This is a genomic window from Brevundimonas huaxiensis (genome assembly GCF_014218725.1).
Lineage (GTDB): Bacteria > Pseudomonadota > Alphaproteobacteria > Caulobacterales > Caulobacteraceae > Brevundimonas > Brevundimonas huaxiensis.
Genome location: NZ_JABBJE010000001.1, coordinates 131,588 through 155,113, shown reverse-complemented (window position 1 = coordinate 155,113; position 23,526 = coordinate 131,588). Strand labels below are relative to the sequence as shown.

At 66.5% G+C, this 23,526-nt stretch carries 26 protein-coding genes; 11 read left to right on the top strand and 15 right to left on the bottom strand.

Features of this window, described 5'->3' with window-relative positions; all coding sequences use genetic code 11:
* The first annotated feature begins 118 nt into the window (after positions 1 to 118).
* The 7 genes from flgF (at position 119) to HF680_RS00705 (ending at position 5,936) form a co-directional block, all read left to right on the top strand.
* Positions 119 to 859 (top strand): flagellar basal-body rod protein FlgF, encoded by a 741-nt coding sequence (gene flgF, locus HF680_RS00735; protein WP_185223770.1) that lies wholly within the window; start codon positions 119 to 121, stop codon positions 857 to 859.
* A gap of 14 nt (positions 860 to 873) precedes the next feature.
* The gene (flgG, locus tag HF680_RS00730; protein ID WP_039246952.1) at positions 874 to 1,662 is read left to right on the top strand and encodes a flagellar basal-body rod protein FlgG; all 789 of its coding nucleotides are present in this window, start codon (positions 874 to 876) and stop codon (positions 1,660 to 1,662) included.
* 10 nt (positions 1,663 to 1,672) lie between these two features.
* A complete protein-coding gene (locus tag HF680_RS00725) occupies positions 1,673 to 2,281 on the top strand; it encodes a flagella basal body P-ring formation protein FlgA (protein ID WP_235968804.1) in 609 nt (202 codons plus the stop codon).
* Positions 2,282 to 2,293: 12 nt separating this feature from the next.
* Positions 2,294 to 3,016, top strand: coding sequence for a flagellar basal body L-ring protein FlgH (flgH, locus tag HF680_RS00720; RefSeq protein WP_045810385.1), 723 nt, complete (start codon positions 2,294 to 2,296; stop codon positions 3,014 to 3,016).
* A gap of 142 nt (positions 3,017 to 3,158) precedes the next feature.
* Positions 3,159 to 3,587, top strand: a complete 429-nt coding sequence (locus HF680_RS00715; RefSeq protein WP_185223768.1) for a hypothetical protein — start codon at positions 3,159 to 3,161, stop codon at positions 3,585 to 3,587.
* Positions 3,588 to 3,598: 11 nt separating this feature from the next.
* Positions 3,599 to 4,099, top strand: a complete 501-nt coding sequence (locus tag HF680_RS00710) for a hypothetical protein (RefSeq protein ID WP_205195865.1) — start codon at positions 3,599 to 3,601, stop codon at positions 4,097 to 4,099.
* Positions 4,100 to 4,148: 49 nt separating this feature from the next.
* Entirely contained in the window at positions 4,149 to 5,936 is a 1,788-nt protein-coding gene (locus HF680_RS00705; protein ID WP_185223767.1) for a DUF885 domain-containing protein, read from the top strand.
* Positions 5,937 to 6,096: 160 nt separating this feature from the next.
* Here HF680_RS00705 and HF680_RS00700 read toward each other — a convergent pair whose 3' ends face one another.
* The 5 genes from HF680_RS00700 to cysG are packed head-to-tail and all read right to left on the bottom strand — an operon-like array spanning position 6,097 to position 11,519.
* Complete coding sequence (locus HF680_RS00700) at positions 6,097 to 7,095, bottom strand: cysteine synthase A (protein WP_185223766.1); 999 nt, start codon at positions 7,093 to 7,095, stop codon at positions 6,097 to 6,099.
* Positions 7,096 to 7,131: 36 nt separating this feature from the next.
* Entirely contained in the window at positions 7,132 to 8,208 is a 1,077-nt protein-coding gene (locus HF680_RS00695) for a phosphoadenylyl-sulfate reductase (RefSeq protein ID WP_185223765.1), read from the bottom strand.
* Entirely contained in the window at positions 8,195 to 9,862 is a 1,668-nt protein-coding gene (locus HF680_RS00690; RefSeq protein WP_185223764.1) for a nitrite/sulfite reductase, read from the bottom strand. Before HF680_RS00690 ends, HF680_RS00695 begins: the two co-directional genes overlap by 14 nt.
* A complete protein-coding gene (locus tag HF680_RS00685) occupies positions 9,862 to 10,137 on the bottom strand; it encodes a DUF2849 domain-containing protein (protein ID WP_185223763.1) in 276 nt (91 codons plus the stop codon). The genes HF680_RS00690 and HF680_RS00685 overlap by 1 nt, the downstream gene beginning before the upstream one ends.
* Positions 10,134 to 11,519: a siroheme synthase CysG gene (cysG, locus tag HF680_RS00680; protein WP_185223762.1), complete on the bottom strand. Its 1,386-nt coding sequence runs from the start codon at positions 11,517 to 11,519 to the stop codon at positions 10,134 to 10,136. Before cysG ends, HF680_RS00685 begins: the two co-directional genes overlap by 4 nt.
* 124 nt (positions 11,520 to 11,643) lie before the next feature.
* Here cysG and gcvA point away from each other — a divergent pair, with 124 nt between their 5' ends.
* Positions 11,644 to 12,573, top strand: a complete 930-nt coding sequence (gene gcvA / locus HF680_RS00675; RefSeq protein ID WP_185223761.1) for a transcriptional regulator GcvA — start codon at positions 11,644 to 11,646, stop codon at positions 12,571 to 12,573.
* Between the two features lie 9 nt (positions 12,574 to 12,582).
* On the opposite strand, the gene dxs is transcribed toward gcvA, so the two are convergent.
* From dxs to HF680_RS00650, 5 genes are all read right to left on the bottom strand, one after another.
* On the bottom strand, positions 12,583 to 14,496 hold the full coding sequence (dxs, locus tag HF680_RS00670) for a 1-deoxy-D-xylulose-5-phosphate synthase (protein WP_185224289.1): 1,914 nt from the start codon (positions 14,494 to 14,496) through the stop codon (positions 12,583 to 12,585).
* A 57-nt stretch (positions 14,497 to 14,553) separates the two neighbouring features.
* The gene (locus HF680_RS00665) at positions 14,554 to 15,429 is read right to left on the bottom strand and encodes a polyprenyl synthetase family protein (RefSeq protein ID WP_137722573.1); all 876 of its coding nucleotides are present in this window, start codon (positions 15,427 to 15,429) and stop codon (positions 14,554 to 14,556) included.
* A gap of 79 nt (positions 15,430 to 15,508) precedes the next feature.
* Positions 15,509 to 15,760: an exodeoxyribonuclease VII small subunit gene (locus HF680_RS00660; protein ID WP_185223760.1), complete on the bottom strand. Its 252-nt coding sequence runs from the start codon at positions 15,758 to 15,760 to the stop codon at positions 15,509 to 15,511.
* A gap of 48 nt (positions 15,761 to 15,808) precedes the next feature.
* On the bottom strand, positions 15,809 to 16,471 hold the full coding sequence (locus tag HF680_RS00655; protein ID WP_052247765.1) for a histidine phosphatase family protein: 663 nt from the start codon (positions 16,469 to 16,471) through the stop codon (positions 15,809 to 15,811).
* A gap of 23 nt (positions 16,472 to 16,494) precedes the next feature.
* Complete coding sequence (locus tag HF680_RS00650; protein ID WP_185223759.1) at positions 16,495 to 17,433, bottom strand: histone deacetylase family protein; 939 nt, start codon at positions 17,431 to 17,433, stop codon at positions 16,495 to 16,497.
* Positions 17,434 to 17,506: 73 nt separating this feature from the next.
* Here HF680_RS00650 and HF680_RS00645 point away from each other — a divergent pair, with 73 nt between their 5' ends.
* The 3 genes from HF680_RS00645 to HF680_RS00635 are packed head-to-tail and all read left to right on the top strand — an operon-like array spanning position 17,507 to position 19,776.
* A complete protein-coding gene (locus HF680_RS00645; RefSeq protein ID WP_185223758.1) occupies positions 17,507 to 18,034 on the top strand; it encodes a GNAT family N-acetyltransferase in 528 nt (175 codons plus the stop codon).
* Positions 18,035 to 18,054: 20 nt separating this feature from the next.
* The gene (locus tag HF680_RS00640) at positions 18,055 to 19,233 is read left to right on the top strand and encodes a vWA domain-containing protein (RefSeq protein ID WP_185223757.1); all 1,179 of its coding nucleotides are present in this window, start codon (positions 18,055 to 18,057) and stop codon (positions 19,231 to 19,233) included.
* Between the two features lie 45 nt (positions 19,234 to 19,278).
* Positions 19,279 to 19,776 (top strand): hypothetical protein, encoded by a 498-nt coding sequence (locus HF680_RS00635; protein WP_185223756.1) that lies wholly within the window; start codon positions 19,279 to 19,281, stop codon positions 19,774 to 19,776.
* Positions 19,777 to 19,844: 68 nt separating this feature from the next.
* On the opposite strand, the gene HF680_RS00630 is transcribed toward HF680_RS00635, so the two are convergent.
* The 5 genes from HF680_RS00630 to HF680_RS00610 all read right to left on the bottom strand — a co-directional run bounded on the left by HF680_RS00630 (position 19,845) and on the right by HF680_RS00610 (position 23,506).
* Positions 19,845 to 20,024, bottom strand: a complete 180-nt coding sequence (locus HF680_RS00630) for a CsbD family protein (protein ID WP_185223755.1) — start codon at positions 20,022 to 20,024, stop codon at positions 19,845 to 19,847.
* A gap of 83 nt (positions 20,025 to 20,107) precedes the next feature.
* On the bottom strand, positions 20,108 to 20,551 hold the full coding sequence (locus tag HF680_RS00625) for an NUDIX domain-containing protein (RefSeq protein ID WP_185223754.1): 444 nt from the start codon (positions 20,549 to 20,551) through the stop codon (positions 20,108 to 20,110).
* A 14-nt stretch (positions 20,552 to 20,565) separates the two neighbouring features.
* Positions 20,566 to 21,570, bottom strand: a complete 1,005-nt coding sequence (locus HF680_RS00620) for a sensor histidine kinase (RefSeq protein ID WP_317133996.1) — start codon at positions 21,568 to 21,570, stop codon at positions 20,566 to 20,568.
* Positions 21,571 to 21,605: 35 nt separating this feature from the next.
* Positions 21,606 to 22,028: a response regulator gene (locus HF680_RS00615; protein ID WP_231576585.1), complete on the bottom strand. Its 423-nt coding sequence runs from the start codon at positions 22,026 to 22,028 to the stop codon at positions 21,606 to 21,608.
* Complete coding sequence (locus HF680_RS00610; protein ID WP_185224287.1) at positions 22,025 to 23,506, bottom strand: sensor histidine kinase; 1,482 nt, start codon at positions 23,504 to 23,506, stop codon at positions 22,025 to 22,027. The genes HF680_RS00615 and HF680_RS00610 overlap by 4 nt, the downstream gene beginning before the upstream one ends.
* Positions 23,507 to 23,526 lie beyond the last annotated feature (20 nt).

Genomic DNA, 23,526 nt, shown 5'->3' with positions numbered 1-23,526 from the left:
AATGGGCAGGATTTGCCGGGTCGGAAGCGACCCGATCCCGTTCAAACCCGCATTCCGCCTGAATTAACCCTGTTGGCACGGCCGTTGCGAGAGGCTGAGGCGAAGGAGCACGCCTCTCGTGGAAAACGCCGCCTATATCGGACTGTCACGCCAGATGACGCTGCGTCGCGAACTGGACATCGTGGCCAACAACGTCGCCAACGCCAACACCACCGGCTTCAAGGTCGAGCAGCTGATGCTGGGGACCGAGATCGGTCAGCGGGCGCGCAACGACTCGATCCGCCCGTCGGCCAGCTTCGTGCTGGACAACGGCGTCGGCCGCGACTTCGGCCAGGGTTCGATGCAGCAGACGGGCCGCTCGCTGGACTTTGCGATTTCCGGCGAAGGCGCCTTCTTCACCGTGCGTGACGGCGCCAACGGCGAGGCCTACACCCGCGACGGCGCCTTCACCCTGGATCCGGAAGGGCGTCTGACCACCAAACAGGGTCAGGCCGTCCTTGGCGGGGGCGCGGAGATCGTGCTGGATCCCGCGCTCGGCGCGCCCAGCGTCGGCGCCGACGGCACCATAACCCAGAACGGACAGGTCACCGGCCGGCTGTCGGTCGTGCGTTTCGATACGCTGGGCGTGCTCGAAAAGGGCGGCGACAGCCTCTACCGCAATACGTCCAACGCCCAGCCGATCGAGGCCGCCGACGCCCAGGTTCATCAGGGCTCGCTGGAGTCCTCCAACGTCAATCCGTTGATCGAAATCACCAATCTCGTCGAAATCAGCCGCGCCTACGAGAGCGTGTCGCGCATGATCGACAACACCAACGACCTAAGCCGTCGCGCTGTCGAGCGCCTCGGCAAGGCCGCTTAAGGGAGCCCCTCAAGATGCGCGCACTTCGCACTGCAGCCTCGGGCATGGCCGCCCAGCAGCTGAACGTGGAGGTCATCTCCAACAACATCGCCAACATGAACACGGTGGGCTTCAAGAAGCAGCGCGCCGAGTTCCAGGACCTGCTGTACCAGAACGTCGAACGCATGGGGGCCCAGTCCTCGGCCTCCGGCACCGTGGTTCCGACCGGCATCCAGATCGGCGCGGGCGTCAAGGCGGGGGCTGTCTATCGCGTTACCGAGCAGGGCACGCCGCAGATGACCGGCAACCCCTATGACATGGCCATCGACGGCAAGGGCTATTTCCAGATCAGCCTGCCTTCCGGCGAAAAGGCCTACACCCGCGCCGGCAATCTGCAGGTCAATCCAGAAGGCCAGATGGTGACCGACGACGGCTATCTGCTGGAGCCGGCGATCACCATCCCGCAGGACGCGACCAAGGTGTCCATCTCCAAGACCGGCCTGGTTCAGGTCACCCAGGCCGGACAGCCCGCCCCGACCACGGTCGGGCAGATCGAACTGGCCAGCTTCTTCAATGAAGCCGGCCTGGAAGCCATCGGCGACAACCTGTTGCTGGAGACCGCCGCGTCCGGCCCGGCCATCGTCGGCACGCCCGGCGACGCCGGTTATGGCCAGATCATGCAGAACTACACCGAGGCGTCGAACGTCGATGCGGTGGCGGAAATCAGCGCCCTGATCGTGGCCCAGCGCGCCTATGAGATGAACTCCAAGGTCATCAGTACCGCCGACCAGATGCTGTCGGTCGCCTCGCAAGTGAAGGGCTAGGGCCATGACCATGATCCGTTCCCTGCTGCTCGCCGCCGCCGTCAGCGCCTTCGCCGGCGCCGCCCTCGCCAACCCGGTCGTGCTACGCGCCAACCCTGTTGACGACGACGGTCGCGTCACCCTGGGCGACATTTTCGAGGGGGCGGGCGCTGCGGCCAATGTCGCCGTCGCCGAACGCGTCGGTCCCTCGGTCGTGCTGGACGCCGGTCAACTTCAGGCCCAGGCGCGTCAGGCGGGCCTGGACTGGAGCAATCCGAACGGCCTGCGCCGCGTCGCCGTGCGCCGTTCGGCAGGACCCGTTCAGACCGTGGCCGAGGCCACGCCGGCGGATACCGTCCTGGCCGTCCAGCCCACCGCCCGCGCTGCCTATCGCCCCGGCGCCGCGCCGCAGGTCATCGCCCGCAACGACATGGTGCGTGTCACCTATCAGGTCGGCGGCGTGAACCTGGCCGTCATGGGCAAGGCCATGCGCAGCGCCGGTCTGGGTGAGCCGGTCGCCGTTATGAACACAGCCTCCAACCGCATCATCGATGCGGTCGCCTCCGGTCCCGGCCAGGCCATCGCCGGCCCCGGCGCCGACATGGCCCGCGCCAATCCCCAACAGTTCGCCGCCCGCTAGGGAATCCCAGTCATGCGTAAAGCCGTCCTGATCCTTGCCGCCCTCGCCCCGCTCGCCGCCTGCTCGACCGTCGCCGAAACGGTGCGCGGTCCGGAACTGGCCCCCATCGGCTATCCCGCCGCTTTGATCCCGGCGCAGCAAGCCTATCTGCCCGCGCGCGAGACCACGCCAGCCAGCGCCAACAGCCTGTGGCGCACGGGCGCCCGCACCTTCTTCGGCGACCAGCGCGCGCGCCATATCGGCGACATCCTGACGGTCAAGATCGACATCGATGATCGCGCCCAGACCCAGAACTCGACCCAGCGCTCGCGCTCCAACGAGATCAACGCCGGCGTCAGCAACCTGTTCGGCCTGGAAAGCAGCCTGGGCCGCGCCTTCCCCGGCGGCTTTGATCCGTCGAAGATGGTCGGCATGGAAGGCGATCTGAAGTCGTCGGGCAATGGTTCGGTCACCCGCGCTGAAAAGGTGTCGCTGACCATCGCCGCCGTCGTCACCGACGTCTTGGCCAACGGCAATCTGGTGATCCAGGGTCGGCAGGAAGTGCGCACCAACCGCGAGGTCCGCGAACTGACCGTCGCCGGCATCGTCCGTCCCGAGGACATCTCATCAGCCAACGCCATCAACCACACCCAGATCGCCGAGGCGCGCATCTCCTACGGCGGTCGTGGCGACGTCAGCCGCGTCCAGGCCCCGCCCGTGGGTCAGGCGCTGGCGGAACGCTTCAGCCCGTTCTGACGCGCGCCGACCCTGCGGGTTGAACTGCTGACGGATAACCGCGTTCAAGGGAAATGCGGTCGTCCGATCTCTTGCGGTCACAGCCGCGCCTGACGACATTGAAGGCGACGCGACGACGCGCGTCGTCGGCGGGGGCTGACACATGATGCTGATACTCTCCGCCCTGATGGCGGCCGCGATACAGACTGCGCCCGGCGCAGGCTGGACCTGGAGCCTGTACGAGGGCGAGGGACCGATGGTCCTGGCCAACGATATCCCCGACACCGCCAGCCTGCGCGCCACGCTGCAATGCCTGCCGGGTTCGGGCGCGGTCTCGGTCGCGGTCTATGGCGAGGATGCGTCCGCCGGCTTTGCGCGCATCACCTCAGGCGGGTCGACCGCGACGAGCGAGGCGCGCGTCGGGCGTGGCGGCAAGCTGGAGACGGCCATCCCCGTCGACCACCCCGCCTTTTCCGCCTTCGTGTCGAACGGCCGGATGACGATCGCCGTCGGCGACGACGCCAGCACGATCACCGTCGAACGTCCGCACATGGCCAAGCTGCGTCGCTTCGCCGATCGCTGCGCCGGCTGAGGAACTCACGTATGCGTCTTCAACTCATTCCAGCCTTGATCGCCGTCTCGGCTCTCGCGGCTTGCGCGACCCAGGCCCCGATGCCTGCAGCCGGCTCTGCGGCGACTGCATCTGCGCCCGCGCCCACGCCCGGTTACGACTGGTTTCTGAACACCGATGGACAGGAGGCCATGCTGGCCTACGGCGTCGCCAACAGCGACGAGGTCAAACTTCGGCTCGCCTGCCAGGTGGGGTCGAGCGCACTGGAACTGACGGCCGCCAGCGACAAGCCGGGCCGCGAAATCTATCTGGAATCCGGCGGCGACACCGAGCGCTATCGCGCCGCATCCGAGCCGGCCGTCGTGCATGACGGCGAACTGCTGACGGCGCAGGCCAAGACCAAGGATCCGGTCTTCCAGCGCTTCCGCCGTCTGGGCTGGATCGCCGCCTGGGCTGACGACGAACGTCACGTCTATGCCGCCCATCCCGCCGCAAAGGTGCAAATCGAGCTGTTCTTCATTGTCTGCGGTTGACGCATCGGCTCTGCTCGGCTTGCGTGCCCCTCCTGACAGGAGGGGCGTCATGAAGATTTCTTATCTGGCTATAGCAGCCATGCTTGCGGCTGGTTCGCCGATCGTGGCCATGGCGCAGACGCCGCCCGCCGCCGTCGCAACCGCCCCGGCAGACGCCGCGCTGAACGCCGTCATCGCCGACTACGAGACCTATCTGAAGTCCGTCGATCCGATCTCGGCCGGCGGTGAGGGAGATGTCGAGGCGATGGGCCGGGTGCCTGACCTGTCGCGGGAGTTCGAATTGGCCCAGCGCGCGCCGCTGGAAGCGTTCGTGCGGCGGCTGACGGCCATCGACCCGGCAAGTCTTTCCCACGCCGGCGGCATCAACCACGCCTTCCTGCTCTACACGCTTAACCGCAGCCTGGAAGGATTGGACTACGACACCAGCCGCCTGGCGTTCGACTCCGAAGGCGGCCCCGGAACCTGGGCGCTCTACGTCGGCGGCAGCACGCGGCTGAACTCCGTCGCGGAGGCCGAGGCCTATATCAAACGTATCCAGGGCTTTGGCCAAATCTATGCCCAGACGACCGCCAACGCCCGGCGCGGCCTGGACACCGGCCTGGTCCAGGCGCGATCGGTGACCGAAAGCGCGCTGACGCTGGCGCGAAACGATGTGGCGATCAAGCCGGACGCCGAGCCGCTGCTGAAACCCTTGGCGACCCTGCCCTCCGCCGTGTCTCAGGCGGATAAGGATCGCCTGACCGCAGAGGCGACGGCGGCGGTTTCAGAAACGATCCTTCCCGCGCGCCGGGCCTGGCTGGCCTTCCTCGAGAGCGACTATCTGCCCAAGGCGCCGGTCCAGCCGGGCATCGGCAATCGACCCGGCGGCAAGGCACTCTACGCCTATCTAGTGCGCGGTCACACCACGACAGACCTGACGCCGGACCAGATCCATCAGATCGGTCTGGACGAGGTCGCCCGCATCCGCGCCCGCATGGATGTGGAGATGAAGGCGTCGGGCTGGACCGGCGACTTCGCCGGCTTCCTGAACTTCCTGCGCACCGATCCTCAGTTCTATGCGACCAGCCGTGAGGCCCTGTTGCAGCAGGCGTCGGAGATGGCCAAGCGTGCGGACGGCGGCCTGCCGCCCCTGTTCGCCACCCTGCCCCGCCTGACCTACGACGTGCAGCCCGTGCCGCCGCAGATCGAGGAAAACTACACCACCGGCCGCTACAACGGCGGTTCGATGCAGAACGGCGTCGCCGCCCATTACATCGTCAACACGTCCAAGCTTGATCAGCGTCCGCTGTACGAGTTGCCCGCCCTGACCCTGCATGAGGCCGTTCCGGGCCATCACCTCCAGATCGCCTTGCAGCAGGAGGCGCCCGGCCAACCCTATTTCCGCCGTCAGGCCAATGTCAGCGCCTATACCGAAGGCTGGGGCCTATATGCCGAATATCTGGGCGAGGAGATGGGCTTCTACCGCACGCCTTACGAACGGTTCGGCCGCCTGTCCTATGAGATGTGGCGCGCCTGCCGACTGGTCGCGGACACCGGCCTGCACTGGATGGGCTGGACCGAGGAACAGGCCCGCGGCTGTTTCCGCGACAACTCGGCGCTCGCGCCCCACAACATCGAAACCGAGCTTCAGCGCTACATCGGCTGGCCCGGCCAGGCCACGGCCTACAAGATCGGCGAAATCCGCCTGCGCGAGATTCGCGCGCGGGCCGAGCGAGAACTGGGGCCGAAATTCAACGTCCGCACCTTCCACGACGCCCTGCTGGTCGAGGGACCGCTGCCGCTGGCGCTGCTGGACCAGCGGATGGACGCCTGGATCGCGGAGCAGAAGGCGAAATAGCAGAAGCGTCGTCTCCTCCCCGCTTCGTGGGGAGGTGGCTCGGAGCGAAGCGGAGAGACGGAGGGGTTCTTAACCGCATCACAGGCCGCTTGTGGGACTTCAAGAGCCCCTCCACCGCTTCGCGGTCCCCCTCCCCACAAGTGGGGAGGAGACGATGGGCTTAAGCCCAGTCCGGTTCCGGCAACCCCTTCGACTTCAGGAATTCCGGATTGAACAGCTTGGAAGCATAGCGCGAGCCGGGATCGCACAGGCAGGTCACGATGGTCTTGCCGGGGCCAAGCTCGCGCGCCAGCCGTACAGCGCCGGCGATGTTCACCCCCGCCGATCCGCCCAGCGATAAGCCTTCGTGCTTCACGAGGTCGAACAGGATCGGCAGGAACTCCGCGTCCTCGATTCGATAGGCGTAGTCGGGCTTGAAGCCTTCCAGATTGCCGGTGATGCGGGCCACTCCGATCCCCTCGGTGATCGACGATCCCTCGCCCGTCATCTCGCCCTTGGTGAACCAGTTGAACATGGCCGCGCCCGCTGGATCGGCCAGGGCGATGGTCACATCCGGCTTCTGTTCGCGCAGATAGGCGCCGACGCCGGCGATAGTCCCGCCCGAGCCGACGGCCGAGACGAAGGCGTCGACCTGACCGTTTGTCTGCGTCCAGATTTCGGGGCCGGTCGTGTTGTAGTGGGCCTCGCGATTAGCGGTGTTGTCGAACTGATTGGCCCAGATGGCGCCGGCCTCTTCGCTGTCGTTCAGCTCAGCGGCCAGACGCCCGGAATAGTGGACGAAATGGTTCGGGCTGGAAAAGGGCGCGGCGTCCACCTCGACCAGGCGGGCGCCCAGCGAACGGATGGCGGATTTCTTCTCTTCCGACTGAGTGCGCGGAATGACGATGACGACCGGATGCCCCAAGGCGGCCCCGACCAAGGCCAGGCCGATACCGGTGTTGCCGGCCGTGCCCTCGACGATCGTCCCGCCGGGTTTCAGCGCGCCCGACGCCCGCGCGCCCTGCACGATCGACAGGGCCGCGCGATCCTTGATCGAGCCGCCGGGATTCAGAAACTCGGCCTTGCCCAGGATTTCGCAGCCCGTCGCGTCGGACAGGCGGTTCAGGCGCACCAGCGGCGTATTGCCGATCAGGTCGATGACGGATGACGTAGCGGACAAGGTCAGGCTTTCAGGCGAAGGTCGAAACAGGGCGGATCAGGCGGCGGCCTGGCGTTGCCCTAAGTGGATGCCGCACTCGACCTTGTCCATGCCCGACCAACGTCCGGCGCGGGCGTCTTCGCCGTCCTGGACCGCGCGGGTGCAGGGCCAGCAGCCGATGGAGGCATAGCCCTGCTCGACCAGCGGGTGACGCGGCAGATCGTTTTCCTCCAGCCAGACCTCGACGTCGTCGGCGTCCCAGTTCGCCAGGGGATTGATCCGCAGCACCCCGTCCAACACCTCGAACGGCTTCAGCTTCGCCCGCGTCGCGGCCTGATAGCGCTTCCGCCCGGTGATCAGAGCATTGAACTCCGCTGTGGCACGCGCCAGCGGCCGCACTTTTCGCAGGTCGCAGCAGGCGTCCGCGTCTGTCTTCCACAGGTCATCGCGCGCATCCAGCGTCGCCTTCTCGCCCGCATCCGGCGTGACCAGCCGCACGTCGGTCAGGCCCAGCGCCTTGGTCAGTTGCGTGCGATAGGACAGGGTCTGGAGGAAATGCTGGCCTGTCTCCAGAAACACCACCGGCACGGTCTTGTCCTCGCCGGCGATGATGTCCAGCAGGGCGGCGGACTCGGCGCCGAAGGACGAGATGGCGCCGACCCGTAGGCCCAGCGCCGAATCCAGCGCCGCCTTCAGGATTTCGGACGCGTCTTGGCCCTCGGTCTCGCGGTTCAATCGTTCGGCCAGCGCGTCTAAGTCGCGGTCGTTCGACGCCGCACGCCGACGCTGCCAGATCGTCGGCGCGGGATCGACCGCCGGCTGATAGGCGCCGCTGAACGCCCGGTCCATCCGGTCCCAGGCCGCCGTATCCGCGCTCTCGGCCAGTTCCACCGCATCGAAGCCCGAACGCCGCAGGTGTCGCGCCTGATCCGGCAGCACCTTGCCCGCCGCGATCAGACGCCCGGCGTAACCTCGCTCTCGCAGAACCGCCGCCAGCGAGAAGCCGCGTCCGTCGCGGAAGGCGTCGAACTCCAGCACCAGCGTGTCTTCGCTTGCGGCGGCCGCCTCGACCTCCTCGAGCGGGGTCGTCACCGACAGGCGCAGCCCGTTCTGTATGCCCTCAAGCCGTTGCATCTAGCGTCTCATATATGGCGTCGCGGAAGGGATCGGGACCGACGCGGCGCACTGTGTCGATAAACCGCTCGCCTTCGGCGCGGATTTGCAGATAGCGGTCCAGGGTCCGCTGAATGGCCGGCGCCACCTCATCCGAGGGCAGGCTCTTGCCGACGATATCGCCCAGCGCCGCCTGTTCGTCGGGCGAGCCGCCGACGGTGATCTGGTAGTATTCCTCGCCCTTGCGATCGACGCCCAACACGCCGATGTGGCCGACGTGGTGGTGGCCGCAAGCGTTGATGCAGCCGCTCATGTTGATGCGGACCGGCCCCAATGTCTCCTGATAGTCCATGTCCGCCAAACGTTTGGACAGGGCCTGGGCCACCGGGATCGAGCGGGCGTTGGCCAGGCTGCAATAGTCCAGGCCCGGGCAGGCGATCACGTCGGTCGCCAGATCGGCGTTGGCCGTGGCCAGCCCCGCCTCCCGCAACGCCCGCCAGACCGTCAGCACATCGTCCAGCTTCACATGGGGTAGAACCAGGTTCTGCTCATAGGCGGCGCGCAGTTCGTCGAACGAATAGCGCTCGGCCAAGTCCGCCACCGCGTCCATCTGGTCCGCCGTAATGTCGCCGGGCACGCCGCCGACCGGCTTCAGCGACACCACCACCGAGGCATAGCCCGGCTGACGGTGGCGGCGGACGTTGTTACGCGCGAACCGGGCGAAATCGGGATCGGCCAGAAGGGCGCGCTCGAACGGGGCGCTGGTCTCGGGCAGGGCTTCGAACGGCGGCGGGGCGAAATAGGCTTGGATACGCGCGGCCTCGTCGTCGGGAATCCGCAGATCCTCACCGCGCAAGGTGGCGTAATGTTTGTCCACCTCCTCGCGGAAGGCTTCGATGCCCAGCGAGGCGACCAGGATCTTTATCCGCGCCTTGTGGATGTTGTCTCGCCGCCCCAGCAGGTTCCAGGCCCGCAGGATCGCGGTCAGATAGGCCAGCAGGTCCGCCGCCGGAACGGCCGCAGCGATCTCCTGACCGATATGGGGCAAACGCCCCTGCCCGCCGCCGACGAAGACGCGGAAAGCCGTGCCGCCGTCCTCGCCCTGCACGATCTGCAGGCCGACATCGTGGGTGCGGATCGCCGCCCGGTCCTTCTCCGCGCCGATTACCGCGATCTTGAACTTACGCGGCAGGAAGGAGAACTCCGGGTGGATGGTCGACCACTGGCGGATGATCTCGCACCAGGGGCGCGGATCCTCAATCTCGTCGTCGGCGGCGCCGGCGAAGACGTCGGTCGTGGTGTTGCGGATGCAGTTGCCACTGGTCTGGATGGCGTGCATCTCGACATCGGCCAGATCGCTCAGGATCGCCGGCAGATCGGTCAGGGCCGGCCAGTTGTACTGGATGTTGCAGCGGGTGGTGAAATGGCCGTAACCCTTGTCATAGGTCCGCGCGATATGGGCCAGCCGGCGCATCTGACGGCTGCTCATCACGCCATACGGAATGGCGACGCGCAGCATATAGGCGTGCAGTTGCAGATAGACCCCGTTCATCAGCCGCAGCGGCTTGAACGCGTCCTCGGTCAGGGCGCCGGATGCGCGGCGCGCCACCTGGTCCGAGAACTCCTCGACCCGTTCACGCACCAGGGCATGGTCGAACTCGTCATAGCGATACATCAGCCCACGCCTCCGACGACGCTATGGCCGACGGTCGGCCCGGCCGAACGGATGCGCTCCTTCAGCCGATCGCGGCCTGACGGCGTGCGGTCCTGAACCTCAACCAGATAGGGGTTCACGAAGACGTCCGGCCGCCCGGCGACGTCAGCTAGCACGACCTCGGCCGCCGTCTCGTCCAGCACCGAAGCCTGGTCGATGTGCTCGACCGGCTGGTTGTCCACGCCCGCATAGATGACGCGGCCGTCCGACAGGCGGTTTGCGGTGACGATCTTCACGCCGCGACCTCCGCTCGAACATCCAGCTGGGCCGCCGAGAAGGCCGCCGTTTCGCCGACGAAGAGCAGGGTCGGGCCGGTCAGGTCGGCGCCGCGCACCAGGGCGCCCAGCCCGTCCAGTCGCCCGGTCAGAACGCGCTCATCCGGGCGGCTGCCGTTCTCGACAATGGCGACGGGCGTCGAAGGCGCGCGACCTGCCGCGATCAGGCGCGCAGCCGTCTCCTCGGCCCGATCCGAACCCATGTAGATGGCCAGGGTGTGGTTGGGGCCGGCCAATCGCGTCCAGTCGGCCTCGACGCCGCCCGGCTTGGCCTGGGCCGTCACGAAGGTGACCGCCTGGGCATGGTCCCGGTGCGTCAGGGGAATGCCTGCGGAGGCGGCGCAGGCCAAGGCCGCCGTCACCCCGGGCACCACAAAGACCGGAACGCCGGCTGCCCGCATGGCGTCCAGCTCCTCGCCGCCACGCCCGAACACAAAGGGATCGCCGCCCTTTAGCCGCACGACCCGATGACCGGCGCGGGCCTCCTCGATCATCAGGGCCTCGATCTGATCCTGGGGCACCGAATGCTCGCCGCGCGCCTTGCCGACATACAGCCGCTTGGCGTCGCGCCGCGCCCGCTCCAGCACCGCCTCGGGCACCAGTCGGTCGTGGATGATGACGTCAGCGTCCTGCAATACGCGAAGCGCCTTCAGGGTCAGCAGTTCCGGATCGCCCGGACCGGCGCCGACGATGTGGACCACGCCCTGTTCCGGCGCGGCGACGTTCAGCAGACGCAGCATCTCGCGCCGCGCCTCGGCCGTCCGACCTTCCGCCGCCAGGGTCGCAGCCGGACCCCGGAAGGCTTTTTCCCAGAAGCGCCGGCGCGCCATGAAGTCCGGCACGCTGGCCTTGACCATGTCGCGCAACTCACGCGCCAGCCGCGCCACATTGGCCAGGCCGGCCGGCAGCACGCCTTCGATGGCGGTGCGGATGTCCCGCGCCAGGATGGGCGCCGATCCGCCGGTCGCGACGCCGATCACCACCTCGTCGCGATCGATCAGGGCCGGAGTCTGGAAGTCGCTCAGATGCGGCTTGTCCACCACATTGACCTGGGCGCCCGCCGCCCGCGCCAGAGCGCCCAGCCGCGTCAGTTCGTCCGCATCGTGCAGCGCCATGAAGACCAGCCGTGCGCCCACCAAGTCTTCAGCCTCTGGCGAACGCAGCACCGGCTCCGGCGCCGTCAACGGCATCTCGATCTTGGGGGGCGCGCCGTCGGGCGCGAACCATACCACCTCGGCCGGCGTGTTCACGAACAGTCTCAGCTTGGCCAGCGCCGGTTCGCCGCCGCCGATGATCACGATCTTTGCGGCCTCCAGCGGAATGGAGGCGAGAAATACACGCATCGTCTTGCTTTCTGGGCCGTCGGGAGAGGAGACAGGGGCGACGGCAGGGCGCGAACCTTCGTCTTCCCTGTCCAGAGCCGCAAACCAGATTGCCTTTGTCTCGCTGATAGGATTTCTATCCGCGATGGCCCGTCCCCTGCTCCCACTCAACGCCCTGCGCGCCTTCGAGGCCGCTGCGCGTCACCTGAACTTTTCGCGCGCCGCCGACGAACTGTCGGTGACGCCCGGTGCGGTCAGCCAGCAGATCCGCCTGTTGGAAGACATCGTCGGCGGGCCGCTGTTCGTGCGCGAGGCGCGGGGCCTCCAACTGACCGATCTGGGCCGTTCCTCCGTGCCGCTGCTGCGCGAGGGGTTCGAACGGCTGATGGACGCCTCTGCCCTGTTACGCGAACCGCCGCGTCGCAAACAGGTGTCGATCAGCGTCGCGCCCGGTTTCGCCTCCAAATGGCTGATGCCGCGCATGGACGACTTCCACACCGCCCATCCCGAGATCGAACTGTGGATCTCGGCCGACATGGAGCCGGCGGACCTGAGCGATGGCAAGGTCGATCTGGCGGTGCGCTACGGTCCCGGCGACTATCCTGGTCTGACGGTCGATCGGCTGATGACCGAAACGGTGCTGCCGGTCTGCGCCCCCTCGCTGATGGACGGCGACAAGCCTATCCGCAAACCCGCCGATCTGATCGGACACACGCTGCTGCACGACATGTCCAACGACGGCGACCCCAGCCGTCCCGACTGGGCCATGTGGCTGAAGGCGCGCGGCATTCGTCACCCCGACCCGCGTCGCGGCTCGCGTTTCAACCAGTCGGGTCTGTTGATCGAGGCCGCCATATCGGGGCGCGGCGTGGCCCTGGCCAAACGCACCCTGGCCCAGGCGGACCTGGCGTCAGGGCGACTGGTCGCGCCCTTCCCTGACGGATCAGAAGCGGTCGGGTTCGCCTACTACGTCGTCCAGCCTCGCGACCGGCCGCCCTCGCCCAGCGCGACCGCCTTCGTCGGCTGGCTGAAGAAACAGGCCGTCGATCACGACAATACGATGGGCCAACTCTAGGCCCGGAATTTAGGCCCTGGCTGCCTGACTGGCCGACACGCCCAGGGCCTGTAGCGCGGCGGCGGTGATGTGTTCGGCGTTCAGACCGGCCTGGGCGTACATGGCCATCGGCGCATCCTGGTCCTGGAAAACGTCGGGCAGGTTCAGGGTGCGGATCTTCAGCCCGCCGTCCAACGCGCCCTTTTCGGCCAGCAGTTGCAGCACGAAGGCGCCGAAGCCGCCCATGGCGCCTTCTTCAACCGTGATCAGCGCCTCGTGCTCGCGCGCCAGACGCAGGATCAGATCGGCGTCCAGCGGCTTGGCGAAGCGGGCGTCGGCGACGGTGGCCGACACACCCTTGGCGGCCAGCATATCCGCCGCCTTGAGCGATTCCTGCAGACGGGTGCCCAGGCTGAGGATGGCGACCGAGGTCCCCTCGCGCACAATCCGGCCCTTGCCGATCTCCAGCGGGGCCGCCAGTTCCGGGATCTCCACGCCCACGCCGTCGCCGCGCGGATAGCGGAAGGCGCTGGGCCGGTCGTCGATGGCCAGGCTGGTCGAGATCATCGCCGCCAGTTCGGCCTCGTCGGCGGCGGCCATCAGCACCATGCCGGGCAGCGCGCCCATAAAGCCGATGTCGAACGATCCGGCGTGCGTCGCGCCATCCGATCCGACAAGACCCGCCCGGTCCATGGCGAAACGCACCGGCAGCGACTGGATCGCCACGTCGTGGACGACCTGATCGTAGCCGCGCTGAAGGAAGGTCGAATAGATGGCGCAGACCGGCTTCATGCCGTCCGCCGCCAGCCCGGCCGCGAAGGTCACCGCGTGCTGTTCGGCGATGCCCACGTCATAGGTTCGCTCAGGAAAGGCCTGGCCGAACAGGTCCAGACCCGTGCCCGACGGCATGGCCGCCGTGATCGCCACGATCGACGGATCGACCTTGGCGTGTTTGATCAGCTCGGTGCCGAACACCTTGGTGTAGCTGGGGGCGTTGGAGATGGCCTTGGCCTGCTTGCCCGAGACCACGTCAAACTTGACGACCGCATGGAGTTTGTCGGCGCTGCTTTCGGCGGGGGCGTAGCCCTTGCCCTTCTGCGTCACGACGTGAACCAGAACCGGGCGGTCCTCGATGGCGGCCGCCTTCTTCAGGATCGGCACCAGATTGTCCATGTCGTGCCCGTCGATCGGACCGACGTAATAGAAGCCCAGCTCCTCGAAGAAGGTGCCGCCGGTCACCATCCCGCGGGCGTATTCCTCGGCCTTCTTGGCCGCCTTGCGGAAGGGGCGCGGCAGATGCTGGGCCACCGTCTTGCCCAGGCGGCGGACGTTCTGATAGGCGCCGCCCGACACCAGGCCGGCCAGATAGGCGCTCATCCCGCCAACCGGCGGCGCGATCGACATGTCGTTGTCGTTCAGGATGACCATCAGTTGGCCGCTGGTCGCCTCGGCGGCGTTGTTCATCGCCTCATAGGCCATGCCGGCGGACATGGAGCCGTCGCCGATGACGGCCACGACGCGGTTCTTCTCGCCCTTCTGATCGCGCGCGGCGGCGAAGCCTAGGGCGGCGCTGATGGAGGTCGAGGCGTGGGCCGCGCCGAACGGATCGTATTCGCTCTCGCTGCGCTTGGTGAAGCCCGACAGGCCGCCGCCCTGACGCAGGGTGCGGATGCGGTCGCGCCGCCCGGTCAGGATCTTGTGCGGATAGCACTGATGCCCGACGTCCCAGATCAGGATGTCCTTGGGCGTCTCGAACACATGGTGCAGCGCCGTTGTCAGCTCGACCACGCCCAGACCTGCGCCGAGATGGCCGCCGGTGACGGACACGGCGTCGATCGTCTCGGCCCGCACCTCTTGGGCCAGCTGTTTCAACTGGGCGATGTCGAAGTCGCGCGTGTCGGCGGGCGTCTTGACGGTGTCGAGTAGCGGGGTGTCGGGCATCAGCCGTAAAACCTTGGAAAGTCTGGTCGATCAACCCGCAGGTCGTTTCAACGTTTCGTATCAGGACCGGCGCTTTAGCACAAAGTCCACGCTGGCCCTGAGGATTTCGGCCTCGTCGCCGAACGGCTCCAGATGCGAACGGGCTTGGTTTGCGAGATGCGCGACCCTTTGCCGCGCCGCCTCCAGACCCAGCAGGGTGACGAAGTTGGTCTTGCCCAATGCTGCGTCCTTGCCCCCGGCCGCCTTGCCCATTTCCTCGGCCGAGCCCTCGGCGTCCAGCAGGTCGTCGACGATCTGATAAGCCAGACCGACGTCGTGGGCGAAGCTGATCAGGGCATGGCGGTGCTGGGCCGTGGCGTCGGCGATGATCAGAGGAATTTCGAAGGCGTAGGCGAACAGGGCGCCGGTCTTCAGGCGCTGCATCCGCGCCACCCCGCCCAGATCGTCGCGCACGCCCAGCAGGTCGATCATCTGACCGCCCGCCATGCCCCGCGCGCCGGACGCCAGCGACAGCCGCGCCGCCAGTTCGCAACGCACGGCCGCATCCTCATGGGTGTCTTCATGCAGGATGATGTCAAAGGCGGCCGTCTGCAGCGCATCGCCGGCCAGCACCGCCGTCGCCTCGTCATAGGCCCGATGAACGGTCGGCCGACCGCGCCGCACATCGTCGTCGTCCATGCAGGGCAGATCGTCGTGAACCAGGCTGTAGGCGTGCACGCATTCCAGCGCGCAGGCGGCGCGCAATACCGATCGCTCATCAATGTCGAAAAGCCGCGCGGCCTCCAACGCGAAGAACGGCCGCAAGCGTTTGCCGGGGCCCAGCGCCGCATAGCGCATGGCCTCGGTCAGACGGGATTCCGGGCCCTCAGCGCGTGGCAGCAGTTCATCCAGCGCAACCGTGACCAGATCGGCGACCTCGGCCACGCGATCGATCACCGCCTGTTCTGGCGAGTTCGCAGCGATGACGCGGCTCACGAGAACCGGCTCCAGACCAGGCTCGAAGACGATGCAGGTGTCATTCGAACGACGCCGCCTCGACGCCCTTGGCCTGACCGTCGGGGCCGACCACGATCTTTTCCACACGCAGTTGAGCCGCCTTCAGCCGCGCCTCGCAATGCGCCTTCAGCTTGGCGCCCTCTTCATAGAGGACGATCGACTCTTCCAGCGGCGCCTGGCCGGATTCGAGACGAGAGACGATGGTCTCCAGGCGCTTCAGGGCGTCTTCGAAGCTGAGATCGGCGGGGATAGCGGCGGCGGTGTCGGTCATGGCGCGGACCCTAGAGGCGCGCGCGTGGCGCATCAACGTCAGAAGCGGCTATCGCTTCTCGTAGCGACGCTGCGACCAGTATTTGAAGCCTTGGTTCTGGACCAGTTTCCAGCCGTCGGCCTTCAGCGCGCGGCCGACCATGTGGTTGAAATAGCCGTGGGCGAAGACCAGCACGTCCTGCCCGCTTTCGGCGCGCGCAATCAGCTTCTGCGCCGCCTGATCGGCCCGCGCCTCGGCCTGGGCGCGGGTTTCCTGGCCGCCGTGGTGATCAAAGGCGTGCCACCAGAAGCGCGACACCACGCCCCACCATTTGGGCGACAGCTTGATCCACTCCGGAATCGGCGGCGGCGGGAGAGGCGCCTCGATGAACATGACGTCGGCCATGACCTCGCGGCCGGCGGCGACCGCAGCGGCGGTTTCCTGAGCGCGCTGACGGGTCGAGGCGTAAATGGCCCCAGCGCCCTGCGCCGCCGCAACCAGTTCGGGCGGCGGGGTCTGACCCGCCAGCAGGCCGCCGATCTCATACTTCGCCCACCAGTCGCCGTACTGGCGCGCCGAAATCAGGCATTTGCGCGACAGGGCCGGCTCGCCGTGACGCGTCAGGATGATCGCGCCGGGACGGACAGCGACAAGCGCGCCGACAGATGGCGCGGCGTCAGGCGGTGACACGGACGGTTCGGTCGAATCGAGGGACAGGGCGGGGGCTGACATGACAAACGGACGGGCCTTTGGTTTCAAGGCGTTAAGCGTCCTAAGTCCTCCCCGAGCGCAGCGACGTGGGCGACCGCAGAGCGGCCTAGTCCTTCAAGGTCGTAACCGCCCTCAAGCGCCGACACAACCTTGCCCGAACAGGTCCGACGCGCGACCTCCAGAATCGCACGCGTCGCCCAGGCGAAATCCTCCGCCTCCAGCGACTGATGCGCCAGCGGATCGCGCCGGTGAGCGTCGAAACCGGCCGAGATCAGGATCAGGTCCGGCCGGAACGATTCCAGCGCCGGCATCAATCCGCCAGCGAAGGTGGCGCGCCAGTTCTCGCGCGCCGCATGGGGCGCCACCGGGGCGTTGACGATATTGCCGACGCCCGTCTCGGACGCCGCGCCCGTGCCGGGATAGAGCGGCATTTGGTGGATGGAGGCCAGGAACAGGCTGTCATCGTCTTCGAACGCCGCCTGGGTGCCATTGCCGTGGTGAACGTCGAAATCGACCACCGCAACCCGCGCCATCCCTTCGGCCTGAGCCGCGCGCGCCGCAACGGCGACGGAGGAGAACAGGCAGAATCCCATCGCGCGGTCCGGCTCAGCATGGTGGCCCGGCGGACGCACGGCGGCGAAGGCGCGATCCATCTCAGCCCGCGCCACGGCTCGCACCGCATCGATCGCCGCCCCGGCCGCCAGCCGCGCCGCCGGCACGCTGCCGGGTGAAAGGACGGTGTCAGCATCCAGCTGGATCATGCCTGCGACCGGCGAGGCGTCCAGCAGGCGTGCGACATAGGCGGCGGGATGCACCCGCTCCAGATCCGCAACCTCGGCCTGGGTCGCGGAGCGCCGGTCGCGGGCCAAGCCTACATCTTCCAGAGCATCCAGCACCGCCTTCAGCCGCTCGGGACTTTCGGGATGGCCCGCGCCCGGCGCGTGGGACAGCATGGACGGATGGGTGAAGATCGGCAGAGACATTGAAGCGACGATACGCCGGGCTTTCGGACTTGTCGCCCGTGACGCGCACCAAGGCGCGCGCTAGAGCCAAGGCATGACCGAGATCGTGATCCGCCCTGCTCGCCCCGAAGACGCCGCCGCCCTGGGCGCTCTGGGCCGCCAGACCTTTATCGACACCTTCGTCGCGGGGTTCGGCATCCCCTATCCCGAGGCGGACCTGAACGCGTTTCTGGACGCCAGTTTCGATCCGGAACCGACACTTAAGAAGCTGGCGGAGCCCGACTGCGTCTGGTGGGTGGCCGACCGCGAAGGCGAGCTTCTGGCCTTCGCCAACGCCGGCCCCAATGGCCTGCCCCATCCGGAGGCTCGATCGTCGCACATGGAACTGCGCCGGCTCTATGTGTCAAAGGCGGCGCAAGGTCTTGGGCTGGGAACCCGACTGCTGAAGCTGTCTCTGGACTGGATGCAAACCCACACGGACGGACCGCTGTGGATCGGCGTCTGGAGCGGCAACGACAAGGCCCAGCGCCTCTACGCCGCCTACGGCTTCGAGAAGGCGGGCGAATACGACTATCCCGTCGGCGCCTGGCGCGACCGCGAGTTCATCTTGCGGCGCGGCTGATCCGGGTTCACATCCCTCTCATGCTCCTGCCCTTCTTCACCGCGCTGCGCGACGCCAAGGTTCCGATGTCGATGAAGGAATGGCTCCATCTGATGGAGGCCATGGATCGCGACGTGGCGGGGCGCGAGGTCGAGGCCTTTTATCACCTGTCGCGCGCGGTCCTGGTCAAGGACGAGAAACACTATGATCGGTTCGATCAGGTGTTCGGGACGGTGTTCAAGGGCGTCGAATCGGTCGGGACGGGCGAGGACCTGACCACCGACATCCCCGAAGACTGGTTGCGTTTGCTGAACGAAAAATATCTGACCGACGAGGAGAAGGCCCAGATCGAGGCGCTGGGCGGATTCGACAAGCTGATGGAGACGCTGAAGCAGCGTCTGGAAGAGCAGAAGGAGCGTCACTCCGGCGGCTCGAAATGGATCGGCACGGGCGGAACCAGCCCCTTTGGCCATGGCGGCTATAATCCCGAAGGCGTTCGCATCGGCGGTCCGGGCAAGCATGGCCGGGCGGTCAAGGTGTGGGAAAAGCGCGAGTTCAAGAACCTGGACGACACGGTCAAGCTGGGCACACGCAACATCAAGGTGGCGCTGCGTCGTCTGCGCCGTTTCGCCCGACAGGGCGCGCCGGACGAGCTGGATATCGACGGCACCATCGACGGCACGGCGCGTCAGGGCTGGCTGGACATCCAGATGCGGCCCGAGCGGCGCAATACGATCAAGGTGCTGCTGTTCCTCGACATCGGCGGTTCGATGGACGGCCACATCAAGCTCGTCGAGGAGTTGTTCTCGGCGGCCAAGACCGAGTTCAAGAACCTGGAGTTCTTCTACTTCCACAACTGCCTCTACGAAGGGGTCTGGAAGGACAATCGCCGGCGCCACACCGAGCGGATCCCGACGTGGGATCTGCTGCACAAATACCCCGGTGACTGGCGCGCCATCTTCGTCGGCGATGCGACGATGAGCCCCTATGAGATCACCATGCCGGGCGGCTCCGTCGAGCACTGGAACGAAGAAGCCGGCGCCGTCTGGATGAAGCGGGCGCGCCAGCAGTGGGAGAAGTCGGTCTGGCTGAATCCCGTTCAGGAGCGATACTGGGACTATACCGCCTCCGTCGGCCTGTTGCGTGAGGTGATGGAGCAGCGAATGTTCCCGCTGACCCTGGAAGGCCTCGACAAGGCGATGCGCGCCCTGACAAGGTAGGGGACGTTCGGGGAAACCGCCTGAACCTTTCCGAAGGGTCCGACCATGATCGCCGCCGCCTTCGCCTTGCTGATCCTTCAACAGACTGCGCCGACCGTCGTGTGGGATGCACCCGCGCCAGAGGCGGTCGTCGAAACGCCAGCGCCGCCGCCCGAGCACACTGTGCCTGCCTGGGGCCTGGCCGATCCCTTTGGCTTCGAGCGCGCTCGGTGCAGTCCGCTGCTCCGCGGCGAGACGTCCATGGCCGAATGCCAGACCGAGGTGCGCGAACAACTCGCCATCGCCATGGGACCGGACTTACCGGAAGCTCTTCGCCCCAGCGGCATGGCCGGTGACTGCCAGATGATCCGGGCCACCGCCGGGGGTTCGGACTACGCCGTCCAGTGCGGCCCGCAGTCGCGCATGGCGGCCGCGCCCTCGAGCCTGCGCGAAATGGACTGTCGTCCGCGTCCGGTCCAAGGCGGATTCAGCTCTGAGTGCCGCCCGGTCGATGGCGCCGACAAGAAGGGGCTGGCGCTGACCCTGTGGGGCGACAAGGATTGATCGAGACAGAAAAGCGCCGCCCGCTTTCGCGGACGGCGCTTCGCATCTTCGCGCATTTCGAGTGAGGCTTAGGCCTTGTCGCGCAGGCTGTCCTTGGCCCCGCCGACAGCGTTCTGAACCTTGCCTTCGACCTGATCGGCCTTGCCTTCGGCTTGCAGCTTGGTGTCGCCGGTCACTTTGCCGACGCCTTCCTTGATCTTGCCGCCGATGTTCTTGGCGGCGCCTTCGATACGGTCATGATCAGCCATGGAAATCTCCTGTTTTCTTCGCCGCGACAGGCCGTTGCGGTTCGGAAAATAAACGATTTCCTCAAGTGGCCGTTCCGTACGGCTCAGCTTGGACGGCGCAGCCAGACGGCGACAGCCCAGGCGTGGGAGTCGTGACGCAAGCGCGAGATGGCGAAGGTCGGATCCAGCCACACCAGCGTGTGATCGTCCTCGCATTTCGCATCGGGATTTTCGGCCGCCACGGTCGCCGTCCAGAAGCCGCCGACATTGTTCACCGGCTCGCGGGTCGAACGCACGAAATACTGACTGGCCTCGGCGATGCGGTTCAAAGGCGTGACCGTCAGGCCGGTTTCCTCGACGAATTCGCGGATCAGAGCCTGAACCTCGGTCTCTTCCAAATCCAAGCCGCCGCCGGGCAGATCGAAATAGGGACCGATCTCACGCTCGACGCGCACACAGGCGATCAGGCCGTCGCGCTCGACGATGCCGAACGCGGTGGCGCGGTGACGATAATCCGAAGCGGGTTTGCGAACGCCGAACTGCAACATGATGAAAACCGACCCTAGAGGTCGAACGACAGCCTGGCGCGCACGCCCTTGTGGGCGCCGTCGAACTCGACCGCCGACCGCAGACCCGACGCCATGGCGGAAATGATCTTGGCGCCCAGACCGGTGCCTTTCGGCGTGCCGTCGCCCATACCGGGACCGTCGTCCTCGACCGTCAGCATCACGCGATGCTCGCTCTCGCGGCGCATATGAATGCGAATCTCGCCTCCTTGCCCCGGGGCGTAGGCGTATTTGACCGCGTTGGTGACCAGTTCGGTGACGATGACGCCGATCGACACGGCCTGGTCGGTCGTGACGGACAACGGCTCGGCGTCCAGCGTCAGCTTGGGCGATCCTTCGTCCGGTCCGATGGACTTGGACAATTCGTCCATCAGCCCGACCAGATACTCGTCCATCGCCACGTGGCTCATGTCGCCGGACGTATAGAGGCGGCGGTGAACATGGGCGACGGCCTCGATCCGCGCCTGAGATTCGCGCAATGCATCCTTGGCCCCCTGATCGGTGACGTGGCGCATCTGCAAGGACATGAAGCTGGACACCAGTTGCAGCGAGTTGCCGACCCGGTGGTTGACCTCGCGCAGCATGGCCTCGGCCCGATCCCGCGCCAGGCGGATTTCTTCCTGCGCCAGTTCGTTTTCGCGCTCCAGCCGACGACGCGACAGGGCGTCCTCGAGCGCTGAGCGCAACAGGGAGGTGAAGTCCTCCGTCACGTCCTTGATGACATAGTCCGCCGCACCCGCGCGAAGGGCCGCGACGGCGATCCGACCATCCTGGGCGCCCGTCACATAGACAACCGGAGGCGGCGTGGTCAGGGCCAGGATATCCGGCAGGACGTCCAGCCCGTCTCGCGTCGGCATGTAGTGATCCAGCGCACAGATGTCGTACTCGCCCTGCTGCAACAGCTCCAGACCCGCATCGCCGTCTGGCGCGCAGGTGACGGCGTAGCCGTGACGCCCCAGCTCCTTTTCGACCAGCCGGGACAGACCCCGATCGTCGTCGATGTAGAGCAGGCGGATGGGCTGGGACGCGTCGATCGTCAGATCTCCGGCGCCTGGATCACCGACAGGAACAGGCCCAGCTGACGGATGGCGCCGGCGAAGGATTCATAATCCACCGGCTTGGTGATGTAGACGTTGCAGCCCAGGTCATAGCAGCGCTGGATCTCGACCTTGTCGTCGGTCGTCGTCAGCACCACCACCGGCGCGCGGCGAAGGCGCTCGTTGGCCTTCACCTTTTCCAGAATATCCGTACCCGACATATCCGGCAGGTTGAGGTCCAGCAGGATCAGCAGCGGACCATTGGTGAGGATTTCATCGCTGAACAGATAATCGAGCGCCGAACCGCCGTCGTCGAAATGCTTGATCTCGTTGTTGATGTTGGCCCGGCGGATGTTCTTTTCGATCAGTTTGGCGTGGCCGTGGTCGTCTTCGACCATGATGATTTTGACGGGTTGCGTCACAGCGCGCCTCCGGGTTCAGACAGGATCAGTCGTTTGGGGAATTTGAGCAGGAAAGTCGAGCCTTTACCCAGCTCGGACTCCACGTCGATCGTGCCGCCCAGGCGGCGCACGCTGTTTCTGACGAACGCCAGCCCCAAACCTTCGCCCGAACGGTCCTGTTTTCCGGAACGACGGAACAGTTCGAAGATCCGCTCGTGGTCGCGCGGCGCGATGCCCCGACCGTTGTCCGCGATCCGGTAGACGACCCAGCCGCCCGGCACGTCCTCGCCCGATACGACGATCTCGCCCGGTCGGTCGTGATCCAGATATTTGACGGCGTTGTCGATCAGATTGCCGACGATCTGCTCCATCGAGATGCGATCGCTCTCGATCTCCGGTAGCGACTGCACCTCGATGCGCGCGCCAGAGGCTTCGGTCTGGTGGTGAACGCTGTTGGCGATGTTCTGGGCCATCGTCGTCATGTCCAGCGGCTCTGGGAGCAGGTTGCGACGCCCTTCGCGCGACAGCTTCAGGATGGCGTTGATCAGCCGGTCCATCTTCTCGGTTGAGGCGCGGATGAAGCCGATGGCTTCGGGCATTTCCTCGCGCACGGCGGTCACGATCTCGGCATCGACCACACGCGTCTTCTCGGCCTCATAGATCGCCTTGTCGACGATCTTGCCCGCCTGCTCCAGTTCGGAGGTGTAGCCCATCACATTGACCAGCGGCGCACGCAGGTCGTGACTGACGATATAGGCGAAGCGCTGAATCTCTTCGTTGGCGCGCATCAGGTCGCCGGTGCGCTCGCGGACCTTGTCCTCAAGGCTGGCGTTGGCGGCGTCCAGGGTGGCACGGGCGGATTGGATCTCGGCCACGTAGCGCCGCACCAGCCAGGCTGACAGCAGCGCCAAGACGATGACCAAAAGTCCTGCGATGGCGTTCATGACCACGGTCAGGACGCCGAACCGTTCCGACGCGACGCGTCGATCTTCGATCCGCTTCGACTTGAGCGCGTCGAATGTGTCCACGGCCGCGCGCAGCTCGTCCATATAGCGCTTGCCGTCGCCTGAGCGCACGGCCTGAATCGACTGACCGATCCGTCCCTGCTGAGCCAGCGAAACGGTGCGCTCCATCTCGGCCCATTTGCGATCGGCCAGTCGATGAATAGGTTCGACGGTCGACTTCAGCGTCGGGTCCAGCGCCGCCCCCTCGTCCAGGAAGGCCAACGCCGGCGCCATATCCGCCCGCGCGTTTCGATAGGGTTCGAGAAAGTCGCTGCGTCCGGTCAGCAGAAAACCCCGCTGGGCCGTCTCGGCGTTCAGCATGGCGATCAAGGTGGTGCGCGCCGCCCGGCGCATCTGCTGAGCGTGTTCAATGCTCTGGTTCACTGACGCCGTGCGCTGGATCATCACGAACGTCGTCGCATTGACCAGGATCAGCAGCCCGAACACCAGGACCAGCATCGCCGACATGGACCGGGCCAACGACGGCGTACGCATGAAGTCGCGCAGGCGCGACC